This window comes from Telluria sp. ZT3P26 (assembly GCF_059686035.1).
Window position 1 is genome coordinate 568,017 of record NZ_JCASII010000002.1, and the last position, 15,982, is coordinate 583,998.

General features: G+C 59.5%; 10 protein-coding genes and 4 tRNA genes. All 14 read left to right on the forward strand.

What is annotated here, in order from left to right:
* Position 1 precedes the first annotated feature (1 nt).
* Positions 2–1,537, forward strand: coding sequence for an HDOD domain-containing protein (locus AC56LN_RS10375; RefSeq protein WP_499571474.1), 1,536 nt, complete (start codon positions 2–4; stop codon positions 1,535–1,537).
* A 168-nt stretch (positions 1,538–1,705) separates the two neighbouring features.
* Positions 1,706–1,790: transfer RNA gene (locus AC56LN_RS10380), tRNA-Tyr, on the forward strand.
* Positions 1,791–1,826: 36 nt separating this feature from the next.
* Positions 1,827–1,900: transfer RNA gene (locus AC56LN_RS10385), tRNA-Gly, on the forward strand.
* Between the two features lie 39 nt (positions 1,901–1,939).
* Positions 1,940–2,014, forward strand: a tRNA-Thr gene (locus tag AC56LN_RS10390).
* 86 nt (positions 2,015–2,100) lie between these two features.
* The gene (tuf, locus tag AC56LN_RS10395) at positions 2,101–3,294 is read left to right on the forward strand and encodes an elongation factor Tu (RefSeq protein WP_183554297.1); all 1,194 of its coding nucleotides are present in this window, start codon (positions 2,101–2,103) and stop codon (positions 3,292–3,294) included.
* A 102-nt stretch (positions 3,295–3,396) separates the two neighbouring features.
* Positions 3,397–3,472 (forward strand) — tRNA-Trp (locus AC56LN_RS10400).
* Between the two features lie 36 nt (positions 3,473–3,508).
* The gene (secE, locus tag AC56LN_RS10405) at positions 3,509–3,895 is read left to right on the forward strand and encodes a preprotein translocase subunit SecE (RefSeq protein WP_183554440.1); all 387 of its coding nucleotides are present in this window, start codon (positions 3,509–3,511) and stop codon (positions 3,893–3,895) included.
* A 2-nt stretch (positions 3,896–3,897) separates the two neighbouring features.
* A complete protein-coding gene (nusG, locus tag AC56LN_RS10410; protein WP_499571476.1) occupies positions 3,898–4,569 on the forward strand; it encodes a transcription termination/antitermination protein NusG in 672 nt (223 codons plus the stop codon).
* A 113-nt stretch (positions 4,570–4,682) separates the two neighbouring features.
* On the forward strand, positions 4,683–5,114 hold the full coding sequence (gene rplK / locus AC56LN_RS10415) for a 50S ribosomal protein L11 (RefSeq protein ID WP_258837103.1): 432 nt from the start codon (positions 4,683–4,685) through the stop codon (positions 5,112–5,114).
* A complete protein-coding gene (gene rplA, locus AC56LN_RS10420) occupies positions 5,114–5,812 on the forward strand; it encodes a 50S ribosomal protein L1 (RefSeq protein ID WP_482896945.1) in 699 nt (232 codons plus the stop codon). The genes rplK and rplA overlap by 1 nt, the downstream gene beginning before the upstream one ends.
* 308 nt (positions 5,813–6,120) lie before the next feature.
* Positions 6,121–6,657, forward strand: a complete 537-nt coding sequence (gene rplJ, locus AC56LN_RS10425; RefSeq protein WP_183554436.1) for a 50S ribosomal protein L10 — start codon at positions 6,121–6,123, stop codon at positions 6,655–6,657.
* Positions 6,658–6,717: 60 nt separating this feature from the next.
* On the forward strand, positions 6,718–7,092 hold the full coding sequence (rplL, locus tag AC56LN_RS10430; RefSeq protein WP_183554434.1) for a 50S ribosomal protein L7/L12: 375 nt from the start codon (positions 6,718–6,720) through the stop codon (positions 7,090–7,092).
* A 295-nt stretch (positions 7,093–7,387) separates the two neighbouring features.
* Positions 7,388–11,497, forward strand: coding sequence for a DNA-directed RNA polymerase subunit beta (rpoB, locus tag AC56LN_RS10435; protein WP_183554432.1), 4,110 nt, complete (start codon positions 7,388–7,390; stop codon positions 11,495–11,497).
* Between the two features lie 222 nt (positions 11,498–11,719).
* Entirely contained in the window at positions 11,720–15,967 is a 4,248-nt protein-coding gene (gene rpoC, locus AC56LN_RS10440) for a DNA-directed RNA polymerase subunit beta' (protein ID WP_183554430.1), read from the forward strand.
* The last annotated feature ends 15 nt before the right edge of the window (positions 15,968–15,982 follow it).

A 15,982-nucleotide genomic window follows, 5' to 3' on the forward strand; every position in this document is an offset into this window, starting at 1 on the left:
GATGGCCGACGTTCCCCACGGCGCCCACGGCCACGCCATCTCGGGGCGGGTGCGCGACGCCTTGATGCGCAAGCTGAGCGGCACCGAGCGCATGTTCAGTCTTGGCGGCACCATGACGCGCGTGATCGGCATGGGGTACAACGTCGACGAGGGCTCGGCCGACCTCGCGCATTACGTGATGGCCGACGTGGCGCTGACCCAGCGCATCCTGCGCCTGTCCAACACGGTGGCGTACCGCACGCAGATGGGCGCGCCGGTGACGACGATTTCGCGCGCCATTTCCCTGCTCGGCTTCGACAATGTGCGCGCCGCCGCGCTGGCGATGCTGCTGGTCGACGCGCTCGATGTCGCCGAACACGGTGTGCGGGTCGAACTCGAAGCGGCGCTGTGCGCCAGCCTGGTCGGGCGCGAAATGGCCCACCACTGTCCCCATCCGGGCGCAGAAGAAGTGGGGATCTGCGCACTCTTCAAGAATCTGGGGCCAATGCTGCTGGCCAGTCACGAGCCGGAACGCTACCGCGAAATTTCCGCCCTGGTCGCCACCGGCAAGCACACGCCCGCGCAAGCGTCGCGCCTGATCCTTGGCTGCACCTTCGAGACCCTGTCCGACGCCGTGCTGCGCGAATGGCAGCTGCCCGAGCTGATCATCGAGGCCCAGGCGTCGCCCCCGCCAGGCGTGCTAGACATCGCCCAGGACCGCGCCGGGTGGATGCGCCAGGTGGCGGCGTTCAGCCAGGATGTGGCGCGCCTGATGGGCCGTCACCATGATCCGGCCAATTCGCCCGACGCCGAAGCGCTGCTGGCGCGCTATGGCGTGGCGCTCGGGTTCGACATGCCCGGGCTGGCAGCGCTGTTCGACACGGTCCAGGAGGGCATGAGCGGCATGCTGCAGAGCATGAACATGGAGCGCGCGCCCAAGACCGACCCGAAAGCCGGCAGCAGCCTGCCGAACGTGCTGGCGCTGGCGATGCTCGATGCGGGCGAAGCCGATGAAGGCGAGTTCTACCCCAGTGGCAAGCCCAAGAACGCACGCGACCTGCTGCTGGCCGGCGTGCAGAATGTCTCGGTACTGGGCGCATCCGCCGCGAATGCCAACGACGTGATCATGGCAGTCCTTGAAACGCTGTACGGTGCGCTGGGCTTTCGCTTCGCCACCATCTGCCTGCGCGATGGCAGAACCGGCAAGTTCCGGGCGCGCGCGTCGCTGGGGGAGGGCAAGGCCGAGCTGCAGGACGGCTTCACCTTCCCGTGCGCATTCACGCGTGACCTGTTCCATCTGGCGCTGGAAAACAATGCCGACATGATGATCCCGGATGCCTTCAGCCCCAAGATCCGCGACCTGCTGCCGGCCTGGTACAAGACGCTGCTGCCGGACGCCGAGAGTTTCATCGTGCTGCCGCTGGTGGTCGGCAAGGCCCAGCTGGGGTTGTTCTACGCGGACCGCATCGTCACGGCGCCGGAAGGCGTGCCGCCGGACGAGACGGCGCTGATCAAGGCGCTCAAGGCGCAAGTGCTGGCGGCGCTGGCGCCGGCTTGACGAACAGGCCAAGTTTTTTTCGCGCCGCGCAAAATGACCCTTGCGGCTTTAGATTCCGACCGTTACAATCACGCCCCGAAGCAACGCTGTCAGGCGAAGTGGAAAAACCTTCTGCCCAAACCTGATTGACAGTACGTTGAGCTTGCTTCATACTCTGCGGTTCTTCGCGGTGGGGTGGCCGAGTGGTTAAAGGCAGCAGACTGTAAATCTGCCCTCTCTGAGTACGCTGGTTCGAATCCAGCCCCCACCACCAAAAGAAGATCGTGAAGTCGAATTGAAGTTGTACCTCGCGGGTGTAGCTCAATGGTAGAGCAGAAGCCTTCCAAGCTTACGACGAGGGTTCGATTCCCTTCACCCGCTCCAGTGTTTTGCGGTGTGCAAGTTGAACATCGCACCAAATCAGCCCTTGTAGCTCAGTGGTAGAGCACTCCCTTGGTAAGGGAGAGGCCACGTGTTCAATCCACGTCAAGGGCACCAGAATTTTGTACGGCAGTCGCGTTGCACTCGTCCGTCAGGTGTGCCTGGTAATTCTCAAAAATATCGTTAGATCTTAGGAGTCTGAAATGGCAAAAGGTAAATTCGAACGGACCAAGCCGCACGTAAACGTCGGCACCATCGGTCACGTTGACCACGGCAAAACCACGCTGACGGCTGCAATCGCGACCGTCCTGTCGAAGAAATTCGGCGGCGAAGCCAAGGCCTACGACCAGATCGACGCGGCACCAGAAGAAAAAGCACGCGGCATCACCATCAACACCGCGCACGTCGAGTACGAGACCGAAAACCGTCACTACGCTCACGTTGACTGCCCAGGCCACGCCGACTACATCAAGAACATGATTACCGGTGCTGCGCAGATGGACGGCGCGATCCTGGTGTGCTCGGCCGCTGACGGCCCAATGCCACAGACCCGCGAGCACATCCTGCTGGCCCGTCAGGTTGGCGTTCCATACATCATCGTGTTCCTGAACAAGTGCGACCTGGTCGACGACGCAGAACTGCTGGAACTGGTCGAAATGGAAGTGCGTGAGCTTCTGTCGAAGTACGAGTTCCCAGGCGACGACGTCCCAATCATCAAGGGTTCGGCACGTATGGCCCTCGAAGGCAAGCCGGGCGAAATGGGTGAAGAATGCATCACCCGTCTGGCCGAAGCCCTCGACACCTACATCCCAACGCCAGAGCGCGCTGTTGACGGTGCGTTCTTGATGCCAGTGGAAGACGTGTTCTCGATCTCGGGTCGCGGTACCGTTGTGACCGGTCGTGTCGAGCGCGGCGTCGTCAAAGTCGGCGAAGAAATCGAAATCGTCGGCATCATCGACACCGTCAAGACCACCTGCACTGGCGTGGAAATGTTCCGCAAGCTGCTGGACCAGGGTCAAGCTGGCGACAACGTCGGCCTGCTGCTGCGCGGTACCAAGCGTGAAGATGTCCAGCGTGGTCAGGTCCTGGCAAAGCCAGGTTCGATCAAGCCGCACAACCACTTCACCGGCGAGATCTACGTTCTGTCGAAAGATGAAGGCGGCCGTCACACCCCGTTCTTCAACAACTATCGTCCACAGTTCTACTTCCGTACGACTGACGTGACCGGTTCGATCGAGCTGCCAGCAGACAAAGAAATGGTCATGCCAGGCGACAACGTGTCGATCACCGTCAAGCTGATCAACCCGATCGCGATGGAAGAAGGTCTGCGTTTCGCAATCCGTGAAGGCGGCCGTACTGTCGGCGCCGGCGTGGTCGCAAAGATTCTGCCTAACTAAGCAGAGCAGAGGGAAACGGAAGTCATTTCCGTTTCCCTCGAACAGCATTGTCAGTGAGCGCGCGCTTGCTGTATAATGCTGGATTCAGCTGGAAGTTTTCGTAGGGGTGTAGCTCAATTGGCAGAGCGTCGGTCTCCAAAACCGAAGGTCGCGGGTTCGATTCCCTCCGCCCCTGCCACCGAATTCTGGTGCCAGGCACCGAAAGTAAAGAAGAATGTCTAATCAATCCGTGCAAACTGTCAGCACCTCGAATGACAAGTTCAAGGTCGCGCTGGCGGTGGTTGCAGCGATTGCAGGCGTCGTCGGGTTCTTTTACCTGACAGGCCAGAACAAACCAGCCTTGGTCGCCGCAGGCGCCCTTTTGGCTGGTTTAGTTTTTGCTGTCCTGCTTTTGTGGACTTCCACCACCGGCCGTGATTTCCTGAGCTTTGCCAAGGAATCGGTGCGCGAGACCAAGAAGGTCGTTTGGCCGACCCGCCGCGAAGCCTTGCAAATCACCGGCATCGTGTTTGCCTTCGTGGTTGTGATGGCGATTTTCCTGTGGGGCACCGACAAGATTCTCGAGCTCCTGTTGTACGACTTTGTCCTGGGTTGGAAATAAACATGAGCGAAAACGTACAAGAAGATACCGCGCCGGAAGAAATTCCGGCGGCTGGCGCTCCGGCGGCCGGCGTCCCGGCAGCCGATGCTCCAGAGCGGGAAGCAGCACCGGAAGCAGCTGCACCCGTGAGTGTCCCGGTCAGCAACAAGCGCTGGTACGTCGTTCACGTCTACTCGGGTATGGAAAAGAGCGTGATGCGCGCCCTGACCGAGCGGATCGAACGTGGCGGCATGCAAGAACAGTTTGGCCAGATCCTGGTGCCAACCGAGGAAGTTGTCGAGATGCGCAACGGCACCAAGGCCGTTACCGAGCGCCGCTTCTTCCCGGGTTACGTGCTGGTTGAGATGGAAATGACCGACGAAACCTGGCACTTGGTGAAAAACACCAGCAAGGTCACCGGTTTCATCGGCGGCAAGTCGAACAAGCCAACCCCGATTCCAGCGCGCGAGATCGACAAGATCATGCAGCAGGTTCAGGAAGGTGTCGAGAAGCCCCGGCCAAAGACGCTGTACGAAGTGGGCGAACAGGTCCGGATCAAGGAAGGCCCGTTCACCGATTTCAACGGCAACGTCGAAGAAGTCAATTACGAAAAGTCGAAGGTGCGAGTTTCTGTTACCATCTTCGGCCGCGCGACTCCAGTGGAACTGGAATTCGGGCAAGTCGAGAAAGTCTAAACGCTATATTCGGAGCGTCGCAGTAGTCAGGCGGAATCCGGTAAGAGGAGCCCCGCCGGAGACGAGTAGTCGCGGTGGGGCGCTACTACTCAAGTCAAAGATAGGAGCCTTTCATGGCAAAGAAAATCATTGGCTTTATCAAGCTGCAAGTTCCAGCTGGTAAAGCAAACCCATCCCCACCGATCGGTCCAGCACTGGGTCAGCGCGGTCTGAACATCATGGAATTCTGCAAGGCGTTCAACGCCCAGACCCAGGGTGTCGAGCCAGGCATGCCAATCCCGGTCGTGATCACCGCGTTCGCTGACAAGTCGTTCACCTTCGTGATGAAGACTGCACCAGCAACGTACCTGATCAAGAAAGCCGCTGGCATCACCAAGGGTTCGGCCAAGCCGCATACCGACAAGGTTGCATCGCTGACCCGCGCTCAAGCTGAAGAAATCGCAAAAATCAAGCAGCCGGACCTGACCGCCGCCGACATGGACGCAGCAGTGCGTATCATCGCTGGCTCGGCACGTTCGATGGGCATCACGGTGGAGGGTCTGTAATGGCTAAGCTGTCCAAACGCGTCAAAGCTATCAAAGCTAAAGTAGACCGCAATAAAGTCTACGCCTTCGACAACGGTCTGTCGCTGGTCAAGGAATTCGCCACTGCCAAGTTCAACGAGTCGATCGACGTCTCGGTGCAACTGGGCGTGGACCCGAAGAAGTCGGACCAGGTGGTTCGCGGTTCGGTCGTGCTGCCAGCAGGCACCGGCAAGACCGTGCGCGTTGCTGTGTTCGCAACGGGCGAGAAGGCTGAAGCTGCACGTGCAGCCGGCGCCGACATCGTCGGTATGGAAGACCTGGCCGAGCGCGTCAAAGCCGGCGACATGCCTTTCGATATCGTCATCGCGTCGCCAGACACCATGCGTATCGTCGGTACCCTGGGTCAGATCCTGGGCCCACGTGGCCTGATGCCTAACCCGAAAGTCGGCACCGTGACCCCAGACGTCGCTACCGCCGTCAAGAACGCCAAAGCCGGTCAGGTCCAGTACCGTACCGACAAGGCAGGTATCGTTCACGCAACGATCGGCCGTGCATCGTTCACCGACGCAGATCTGAAGAGCAACCTGGTTGCCCTGATCGACGCCCTGAACAAAGCCAAGCCAACCACGTCGAAAGGTGTGTACCTGCGCAAGGTCGCCCTGTCGTCGACGATGGGTGCTGGCGTGCGCATCGATCACGCTTCGATCGCTGCTGCTTAAGAACGTCATCCCCGCCCTCGCCGGGCGCCTTGGCGGGGACCTAATTCAAGCCCCTACAGTTTATCGTAGGGCATATCTTTGGGCTGTCGCAGTAACTGATCGCTGCGGCAGACAATCAAAGACCGTTGGGCCAAGTGCAGAGGTTGGGCACGAGGTTAAAAGACCACCCAACGCAGATGGTGTACCCGAACAAGTTTTGTAGTCCAGCTGCGTGAATTCATCCGCTCAGTTTAAGGCTTCTTAACTTCGGACGCCGTGTGTTCGAACCGATGTGAACATCTCGTTCTCATCATTTAAGGAGATTGACCGTGGGTCTTAATCTGAATGACAAAAAGGCCGTCGTCGAAGAAGTTTCCGCAAAAGTAGCATCTGCGCAAACCATCGTCGTCGCCGAGTACCGTGGCATCCAGGTTAGTCACTTGACCAAGCTCCGTGCATCCGCACGTGCCCAGGGCGTGTACCTGCGTGTTCTGAAGAACACGCTGGCTCGTCGCTCTGTCGAGGGCACGCAGTTTGCCTCGCTGGCTGATTCCATGACCGGTCCGCTGATCTATTCGATCTCGGACGATGCCGTTGCTGCAGCTAAAGTCATCAATGACTTCGCTAAAACCAACGACAAGCTGGTCATCAAAGCCGGTAACTACGCAGGTAAGCAGCTCGACGTAGCTGGCGTTACCTCGTTGGCAAGCATCCCATCCCGTGAAGTTCTCATCTCGCAGCTGTTGGGCGTCATGTTGGCTCCGGTGTCGGGCTTTGCACGTGGTCTGGCTGCCCTGGCAGCGAAAAAAGGCGAAGGTTCTTCCGAAGCAGCTCCGGCCGCAGAAGAAGCACCTGCAGAAGCGTAAGCTTCCCTTTTTTTTCAAGTACCAACCTGAACTACATACAAATCAAAACTGGAGTTTCAAATGGCAATTAGCAAAGACGATATCCTGAACGCAGTGAGCGAAATGTCCGTCATGGACCTGAACGAACTGGTCAAGGCATTCGAAGAGAAGTTCGGCGTGTCGGCAGCTGCAATGGCAGCTCCTGCAGCCGGTGGTGGCGCTGGCGCCGCTGCTGCTGAAGAGCAGACCGAGTTCAACGTTGTTCTGACCGAAATCGGCGCGAACAAAGTCGGCGTCATCAAGGCAGTCCGTGAAATCACCGGTCTGGGCCTGAAAGAAGCCAAAGACGTCGTCGACGGCGCTCCTAAGACGGTCAAAGAAGCCCTGCCAAAAGCAGAAGCTGAAGCCGCCAAGAAGAAGCTGGAAGATGCAGGCGCCAAGGCTGAACTGAAGTAATACATAGGCAAAGGGTGCTGTTCGCAGCACCTGATGCGGGAGTCAAAGCTTGCAAAACTTGCCGGAAGGCGGGAATTGCGGCTTTGGCTCTTTTGTCGTCCCTGCGACAGACGTCGCCAAGGAATGACAGAATAGAGTCGGAAAGAACGGCTCCGAAACATCGTAACACAGCAGTTTGCTTGTCCTTTTCATCTGGCGCGAAAGAGTAAGAGACTTCAGGAATTGTGTGTGGTGGTGGCGCGTGCCACTGGCAAATCCTGAATTCTTCATCCTTTCTGTCACTCACGGAGTGTCCATGCACTACTCATTTACTGAGAAGAAGCGTATTCGCAAGTCGTTCGCGAAGCGCGCCAACGTTCACAACGTTCCCTACCTGCTGGCTACCCAGCTGGAATCCTACGAGAACTTCCTCCAGGCTGATGCTGTCCCATCGGGACGCAAGGCCGAGGGTCTGCAGTCGGCTTTTTCTTCGATCTTCCCTATCGTGTCGCACAATGGTTTTGCGCGCCTCGAGTTCCTGTCCTATGTGCTGGGCGATCCTGCGTTTGACGTGAAAGAGTGCCAGCAGCGTGGCCTGACCTTCGCGTCGCCGCTGCGCGCCAAGGTGCGTCTGGTGATCCTGGACAAGGAATCGCCGACCAAGCCGGTCGTCAAGGAAATGAAGGAACAAGAAGTCTACATGGGCGAGCTGCCACTGATGACCACGAACGGTTCGTTCGTGATCAACGGCACCGAGCGCGTGATCGTGTCCCAGCTGCACCGTTCGCCGGGCGTGTTCTTCGAGCACGACCGCGGCAAGACGCACTCGTCGGGCAAGCTCCTGTTCTCGGCACGCATCATCCCTTACCGCGGTTCGTGGCTCGACTTCGAGTTCGATCCGAAGGATATCCTGTTCTTCCGCGTCGACCGTCGCCGCAAGATGCCAGTGACGATCCTGCTCAAGGCCATCGGCATGACGCCGGAACAGATCCTGGCTAACTTCTTCGTCTTCGACAACTTCGTCGTGCGCAACGACGGCGGCGAACTCGAGTTCGTCCCCGAGCGTCTGCGCGGCGAAGTCGCGCGTTTCGACATCGTCGATCCGAAGTCGGGCAAGACCATCGTCACCAAGGACAAGCGGATCAACGCGAAGCACGTCCGTGACATCGAAGCTGCCGGCATCAAGACCATCTCGGTCCCTGAAGACTACCTGCTGGGCCGCGTGCTGGCCAAGAACATCGTCGACCAGGACACCGGTGAAGTCATCGCTGTCGCCAACGACGAGCTGACCGAAGAACTGCTGGGCAAGCTGCGCGACGCAGACGTGACCGAAATCCAGACGCTGTACACCAACGATCTGGACCAGGGCGGCTACATCTCGCAAACCCTGCGTACCGACGACACCGCTGACCGCACCGCGGCGCGCGTGGCGATCTACCGCATGATGCGTCCTGGCGAACCGCCAACCGAAGAATCGGTCGAAGCCCTGTTCAACGGCCTGTTCTACATGCCGGAACGCTACGACCTGTCGGCTGTCGGCCGCATGAAGTTCAACCGCCGTATCGGCCGTGATGAACTGACCGGCGACATGACCATGTCGAACGAAGACATCCTGGCCGTGATCAAGATCCTCGTCGAGCTGCGCAATGGCCGCGGCGAAGTCGATGATATCGATCACCTGGGTAACCGTCGCGTCCGTTGCGTCGGCGAGCTGGCCGAGAACCAGTTCCGTGCTGGCCTGGTCCGCGTGGAACGTGCAGTCAAGGAACGTCTCGGCCAGGCCGAAGCGGACAACCTGATGCCGCATGACCTGATCAACAGCAAGCCGATTTCGGCCGCGATCCGTGAGTTCTTCGGTTCGTCGCAGCTGTCCCAGTTCATGGACCAGACCAACCCGCTGTCGGAAGTGACGCACAAGCGTCGCGTTTCGGCCCTGGGCCCTGGCGGTCTGACCCGCGAACGTGCAGGCTTCGAGGTGCGCGACGTGCACCCGACCCACTACGGCCGCGTGTGCCCGATCGAAACGCCTGAAGGCCCGAACATCGGTCTGATCAACTCGCTGGCACTGTATGCCCGCCTGAATGAATACGGCTTCCTGGAAACCCCGTACCGCAAGGTCGACGGTTCCAAGGTCACCGACCAGATCGATTACCTGTCGGCCATCGAAGAAGGCCGCTACATCATTGCCCAGGCAAACGCCGCGATCAATGAAAACGGCCAACTGATCGACGAGCTGGTCTCGTCGCGTGAAGCCGGCGAAACGATCCTGGTCTCGCCAGAGCGCGTCCAGTACATGGACGTTGCACCAGGCCAGATCGTCTCGGTCGCTGCCTCGCTGATTCCGTTCCTGGAACACGATGATGCGAACCGTGCACTGATGGGCGCCAACATGCAGCGTCAGGCCGTGCCTTGCCTGCGTCCTGAGAAGGCCGTCGTCGGTACCGGTATCGAACGCACCGTGGCAGTCGACTCGGGTACCACCGTGCAGGCACTGCGTGGCGGTATGGTCGACTACATCGATGCGGGTCGCGTCGTCATTCGTGTGAACGATGATGAAGCACAGGCTGGTGAAGTCGGCGTCGACATCTACAACCTGATCAAGTACACCCGTTCGAACCAGAACACCAACATCAACCAGCGTCCGATCGTGCAGGTTGGTGACCGCGTCGCCCGTGGCGACGTGATCGCCGACGGCGCATCGACCGACCTGGGCGAACTGGCCCTGGGTCAGAACATGCTGGTGGCGTTCATGCCGTGGAACGGTCTGAACTTCGAAGATTCGATCCTGATCTCGGAAAACGTCGTCAAGGATGACCGCTACACCTCGATTCACATCGAAGAGCTGTCGGTCGTCGCACGTGATACCAAGCTGGGCGCGGAAGAAATCACCCGCGACATCTCGAACCTGGCAGAAAACCAGCTGGCGCGCCTGGATGAATCGGGCATCGTCTACATCGGCGCCGAAGTGCAGGCTGGCGACGTGCTGGTCGGTAAGGTCACGCCAAAAGGCGAGACCCAGCTGACGCCAGAAGAAAAGCTGTTGCGCGCGATCTTCGGCGAAAAAGCGTCGGACGTGAAAGACACCTCGCTGCGCGTGCCTTCGGGCATGGTCGGCACCGTGATCGACGTCCAGGTGTTCACCCGCGAAGGCATCCAGCGTGACAAGCGCGCCCAGCAGATCATCGATGATGAACTCAAGCGCTATCGCCTGGACCTGAACGACCAGATGCGTATTGTCGAGGGCGATGCCTTCGAGCGTCTGGAGCGCATGCTGATCGGCAAGATCGTCAATGGCGGTCCGAAGAAGATGGCCAAGGGCGCGGCGATCACTGCCGAGTACCTGGCGGACCTGGACAAGTTCCACTGGTTCGACATCCGTCCGGCAGAAGACGACACCGCGAACGCCCTCGAGGCGATCAAGGAATCGATCAACGAGAAGCGTCACCAGTTCGATCTGGCCTTCGAAGAGAAGCGCAAGAAGCTGACGCAAGGCGATGAGCTGCAGCCAGGCGTGCAGAAGATGGTCAAGGTCTACCTGGCCGTCAAGCGCCGCCTGCAGTCGGGCGACAAGATGGCAGGTCGTCACGGTAACAAGGGTGTGGTCTCGCGTATCGTGCCAGTGGAAGACATGCCGTTCATGGCGGACGGTCGTCCTGCCGACGTCGTGCTGAACCCGCTGGGCGTGCCATCGCGCATGAACGTCGGTCAGATCCTGGAAACCCACCTCGGTTGGGCGGCCAAGGGCCTGGGCTGGCGCATCGGCGAAATGCTGCAGGCGCAAGCGAAGGCACAAGACCTGCGCGTGTTCCTGGACAAGATCTACAACGAAACCGGCCGCAAGGAAGACCTGGACAGCTTCAGCGATGAAGAGATCCTGACCCTGGCGGGCAACCTCAAGAACGGCGTGCCGTTCGCGACCCCGGTCTTCGATGGCGCCCACGAAGAAGACATTCGTCGTATGCTGGACCTGGCGTTCCCGGACGACATCGCTGCGAACCTCGGCATGACCCCGTCGAAGAACCAGGTCACGATGTTCGACGGTCGCACCGGCGAAGCATTCGAGCGCAAGGTCACCGTTGGCTTCATGCACATGCTGAAGCTGCATCACCTGGTTGACGACAAGATGCACGCGCGTTCGACTGGTCCGTACTCGCTCGTGACGCAGCAGCCACTGGGCGGTAAAGCCCAGTTCGGCGGCCAGCGCTTCGGTGAGATGGAGGTGTGGGCACTGGAAGCGTACGGCGCATCGTACGTGCTGCAAGAGATGCTGACTGTGAAGTCGGATGACGTGAACGGCCGTACGAAGGTCTACGAGAACCTGGTCAAAGGCGACCACGTGATCGAAGCCGGCATGCCAGAGTCGTTCAACGTGCTGGTGAAGGAAATCCGTTCGCTGGGTATCGATATCGATCTCGAGCGCAACTAAGCAGGCAGCAAGGCCGCCAGCCTTCGGGCACGGCCTGCGCCTTCAAAACGTCGTTCCCGCGCAGGCGGGAACCTAAGCCCGGTAAGTCACCGGCAAACTTGGATTCCCGCCTGCGCGGGAATGACAGTTTTAAGGGTAGTGGGCTTGGCAAGCACTGGCGAAAATCAGTGAGGAGCTGGCGGCAAGCAAGTCAGTAAAGAATTCAATCACCTGGAGTGATACATGAAAGCACTGCTCGATCTATTCAAGCAAGTTCAGCAAAACGAAAGTTTCGACGCCATCAAGATTGGCCTGGCGTCGCCTGAAAAAATCCGTTCGTGGTCGTTCGGCGAAGTCAAGAAGCCGGAAACCATCAACTACCGCACGTTCAAGCCTGAACGCGATGGCCTGTTCTGCGCCAAGATCTTTGGTCCTATCAAGGACTACGAATGCCTGTGCGGCAAGTACAAGCGCCTGAAGCACCGCGGCGTGATCTGCGAGAAGTGCGGCGTTGAAGTCACGCTGGCCAAGGTGCGCCGTGAGCGCATGGGCCACATCGAGCTGGCTTCGCCAGTCGCGCACATCTGGTTCCTGAAGTCGCTGCCATCGCGTCTGGGCATGGTCCTGGACATGACGCTGCGGGACATCGAACGCGTGCTGTACTTCGAAGCATACGTCGTCACCGATCCAGGCATGACCCCGCTCAAGAAGAGCCAGATCATGTCGGAGGACGACTACGCTGCCAAGTACGAAGAGTACGGCGACGACTTCACCGCATTCATGGGCGCCGAAGGTATCCGTGAACTGCTGCGCTCGATCGACATCCACCGTGATGCCGACGCGCTGCGCGTGGAACTCAAAGAGTCGAAGTCCGAAGCCAAGATCAAGAAATACGCCAAGCGCCTGAAAGTGCTCGAAGCGTTCCAGCGTTCGGGCATCAAGCCTGAATGGATGATCATGGAAGTTCTGCCGGTCCTGCCGCCAGAACTGCGTCCGCTCGTCCCGCTGGACGGTGGCCGTTTCGCCACGTCCGACCTGAACGACCTGTATCGCCGCGTCATCAACCGTAATAACCGCCTGAAGCGCCTGATGGAACTGCGCGCACCAGAGATCATTACGCGTAACGAAAAGCGCATGCTGCAGGAAGCAGTCGATTCGCTGCTGGACAACGGCCGTCGCGGTAAAGCGATGACCGGCGCCAACAAGCGTCCGCTGAAGTCGCTGGCCGAGATGATCAAGGGTAAGGGCGGTCGTTTCCGTCAGAACTTGCTGGGCAAGCGCGTCGACTACTCGGGCCGTTCGGTCATCGTGGTGGGTCCACAGCTGAAACTGCACCAGTGCGGCCTGCCGAAGCTGATGGCTCTGGAGCTGTTCAAGCCATTTATTTTCAACAAGCTCGAGCTGATGGGTCTGGCTACGACCATCAAGGCTGCGAAGAAGCTCGTCGAAGTGCAAGAGCCAGTGGTCTGGGACATCCTTGAAGAAGTCATCAAGGAACACCCGATCATGCTGAACCGTGCACCGACGCTGCACCGTCTGGGTATCCAGGCGTTCGAGCCGGTCCTGATCGAAGGCAAGGCCATCCAGCTGCACCCACTCGTCTGCGCGGCGTTCAACGCCGACTTCGACGGTGACCAGATGGCTGTCCACGTCCCGCTGTCGATCGAAGCACAGATGGAAGCACGTACGCTGATGCTGGCGTCGAACAACATCCTGTTCCCATCGAACGGCGAACCGTCGATCGTGCCGTCCCAGGATATCGTGCTGGGTCTGTACTACGCATCGCGCGAGGCGATCAACGCCAAGGGCGAGGGCATGATGTTCCCGGACGTGTCGGAAGTCATCCGCGCGTACGACAACAAGGAAGTCGAACTGGCGACCCGCATCACCGTGCGTATCGTGGAATTCCCACGCAACGCCGAAGGTGGCTTCGACCAGACCCTGACCCGCTACGAGACCACGGTCGGCCGTGCGATCCTGTCCGAGATCCTGCCAAAAGGCTTGCCATTCTCGGTGCTGAATCGTTCGCTGAAGAAGAAAGAAATCTCGAAGCTGATCAACACGTCGTTCCGCAAGTGCGGTCTGCGTGCGACCGTCGTGTTTGCCGACAAGCTGATGCAGTCGGGCTTCCGCCTGGCAACGCGCGCCGGTATCTCGATCGCCGTCGACGACATGATGATCCCGGACGTCAAGAAGGGCATGATCGCTGCCGCTGAAGCCGAAGTGAAACAGATCGAGCAGCAGTACAGCTCGGGTCTGGTCACCGCCGGCGAGCGCTACAACAAGGTCGTCGACATCTGGGGCAAGACCTCCGATGAAGTCGGCAAGGCGATGATGGACCAGCTGAAGATCGAGCCGGTCACCAAGCGTGATGGCACCGAAGGCACCCAGGAATCGTTCAACGCGATTTACATGATGGCCGACTCGGGCGCCCGTGGTTCGGCAGCCCAGATTCGTCAGCTGGCCGGTATGCGTGGTCTGATGGCGAAACCGGATGGTTCGATTATCGAAACGCCGATTACCGCGAACTTCCGCGAAGGCCTGAACGTGCTTCAGTACTTCATTTCGACCCACGGCGCTCGTAAAGGTCTGGCCGATACCGCGCTGAAGACCGCAAACTCGGGTTACCTGACCCGTCGTCTGGTCGACGTGACGCAGGATCTGGTGGTGATCGAGGACGATTGCGGCACCAACAACGGCACGCACATGAAGGCGCTGGTCGAAGGTGGTGAAGTCATCGAAGCCCTGCGCGACCGTATCCTCGGCCGTGTCACCGGTACCGATGTCGTCAATCCTGAAACCCAGGAAACCCTGTTCGAAGCCGGCACGCTGCTGGACGAAGACATGGTCGAAGAGATCGAACGCGTCGGCATCGACGAAGTGAAGGTCCGCACGCCACTGAACTGCGACACGCGCTTCGGCCTGTGCGCCAAGTGCTATGGCCGCGACCTGGGCCGCGGCATGCTGGTCAACAGCGGTGAAGCAGTCGGCGTCGTGGCAGCACAGTCGATTGGTGAGCCGGGTACCCAGCTGACCATGCGTACGTTCCACATCGGTGGTGCGGCATCGCGTGCAGCAGTGGCCTCGTCGGTCGAAGCCAAGTCGAACGGTACGGTTCGCTTCACGGCAACCATGCGTTACGTCACCAACGGCAAGGGCGCGCAAATCGTCATTACCCGTTCGGGCGAAGTGCTGATCACGGACGATCATGGCCGTGAGCGCGAGCGTCACAAGGTGCCGTACGGTGCGACCCTGATCGTCAAGGATGGCCAGGCTGTCAAAGCTGGTATCGCCCTGGCAACGTGGGATCCGCTGACCCGTCCGATCATCACCGAGTACGCTGGTACCATCCGCTTCGAAAACGTGGAAGAGGGCGTCACCGTCGCTCGCCAGGTCGACGATGTGACCGGTCTGTCGACCCTCGTCGCGATCGATCCGAAGCGTCGTGGTTCGGCTGGCAAGGTGCTGCGTCCGCAGGTCAAGCTGCTGAACGAAGAGAACCAGGAAGTCAAGATCGCGGGCACCGAACACGCCGTGGCCATTGGTTTCCAGGTCGGCTCGCTGATCATGGTCAAGGACGGTCAGCAAGTGTCCGTCGGTGAAGTGCTGGCACGTATCCCGACTGAATCGCAGAAAACGCGAGACATTACCGGTGGTCTGCCACGCGTTGCCGAGCTGTTCGAAGCACGTTCGCCAAAAGACGCCGGCATGCTGGCGGAAGTCACGGGTACTGTCGCGTTCGGTAAAGAGACCAAGGGCAAGCAACGCCTTGAGATCACCGACATGGACGGCAACAAGCACGAGTTCCTGATCACCAAGGACAAGCAAGTGCTGGTCCACGATGGTCAAGTCGTAAACAAGGGCGAGATGATTGTCGACGGCCCAGCCGATCCGCAAGACATCCTGCGCCTGTTGGGTATCGAATCGCTGGCCCGCTACATCGTCGACGAAGTGCAGGACGTGTACCGTCTGCAAGGCGTGAAGATCAACGACAAGCACATCGAGGTGATCGTTCGCCAGATGCTGCGTCGTGTTCAGATCGTCGAAGCAGGCGACACCGACTACATCATCGGCGAGCAGGTCGAGCGTTCGGAGCTGCTGGACCAGAACGACCGCATGAATGCGGTGGGCAAGCTGCCGGCAACGTACGAAAACGTGCTGCTGGGTATTACCAAGGCATCGCTGTCGACCGATTCGTTCATCTCGGCCGCATCGTTCCAGGAAACCACCCGCGTGCTGACCGAAGCGGCGATCATGGGCAAGCGCGACGGTCTGCGCGGCCTGAAAGAGAACGTCATCGTCGGTCGCCTGATCCCGGGCGGTACGGGTCTGGCATTCCACCGCGCTCGCAAAGAGAAGGAAGTGTGGGAAGCGGAAGAGCGCCAGGCACTGCTGCAGCAAGAGAAGGCCAATATGGCCGCCGAGCTGCAAGCGATGGAAGACCAGCAAGTTGCTTCGGCTTCGGCTGAGCAGCACGACGACGGCGAGTAATCGTCTGAGTTGAAA